A 1,286-nucleotide genomic window follows, 5' to 3' on the forward strand; every position below is an offset into this window, starting at 1 on the left:
GTACACTTGCTACTGAATATCCTACTAAAGGCCGTGGTGGTAAAGGGATGAAGACAGCCAATGTTGCTGAGAAGAATGGTCCTCTGGCTGGTCTCCTTACTGTTAAAGGCGATGAAGACCTGATGATTATCACAGATACAGGTGTCATGATCCGTACAAATGTTGCCAATATTTCACAAACTGGACGCTCAACTATGGGAGTTAAGGTGATGCGTCTAGATCAGGATGCTAAGATTGTGACCTTTACTACGGTTGCTGCGGCAGAAAAAGAAGAAGTTGGGACTGAAATTGAAACAGAAGGTGAAGCATAATGTCTCATAAAAAAACGAAAAATAAAAAGAGTAAGAAAAATAAGCGCAGAAATCTATTTATCAATATTTTAGCGGGTTTCTTAATTCTTCTTTCCTTAGCCTTGATTTTTAATTCAAAGATTCGCGATATCTTTTTGGTATGGAATACCAATAAATACCAAGTCAATCAAGTCACTAAGGAAAATATAGATGAAAACCTAAAATCCGAGGGAAATTTTGATTTTGACTCTGTTAAGTCTATTTCATCTGAAGCTGTATTGGCTTCACAATGGGATGCTCAGAAACTTCCTGTTATTGGAGGTATCGCTATTCCTGAGGTGGAGATTAACCTCCCTATTTTCAAAGGGTTGGATAATGTAAACCTGTTCTACGGAGCAGGGACCATGAAACCAGACCAAAAAATGGGGGAAGGAAACTATTCTCTAGCCAGTCACCATATCTTTACTGCTGAAAATGCCAGTCAAATGCTCTTCTCACCTTTGGTCAATGCCAAAGCAGGTATGAAAATTTATCTGACGGATAAGGATAAAGTTTATACTTATGAGATTACAGAGGTAAAACGTGTTACACCAGACCGTGTAGATGAAATCGAAGATCGTGACGGCGTAAAGGAGATTACTTTGGTTACCTGTGTTGATTATAATGCGACCGAGCGTATAATCGTCAAAGGAATCTTTAAAGAATCAAAAGCTTATTCTGAGACTTCTGAGGATATTTTGAAGGCCTTTAATCAACCGTATAGACAACGTTATTAAGAATGAATGAACCAGTGAAGTGCTATTTCACTGGTTTTTATGTCAACAAAATAGGATCAAAATAGTTCTTATGAAAAAGGACAGGAAGACTTAGGATAAAGATTTTTAAGATAAATATTTTAGAATTTTACAGAAAACGCTTTCTAGAAAACAAGAATTATGTTATAATTATCACAAATAAAAGTTTAGGAGTTTTTTATGGTCTCTTCAGAATTTATTT

The 1,286-nt window shown here is 36.2% G+C and carries 2 protein-coding genes; both read left to right on the forward strand.

Annotated features, from left to right (window positions below; genetic code table 11):
* Window positions 1–311, forward strand: a 311-nt coding sequence (locus GMD4S_RS09010) for a DNA gyrase C-terminal beta-propeller domain-containing protein (RefSeq protein ID WP_000317617.1), incomplete at its 5' end; no start/stop codon positions are given.
* Entirely contained in the window at window positions 311–1,066 is a 756-nt protein-coding gene (locus tag GMD4S_RS09015; RefSeq protein WP_000018508.1) for a class A sortase, read from the forward strand. The genes GMD4S_RS09010 and GMD4S_RS09015, both read left to right, overlap by 1 nt.
* Window positions 1,067–1,286: the final 220 nt, after the last annotated feature.

This window comes from Streptococcus sp. GMD4S (assembly GCF_000296955.1).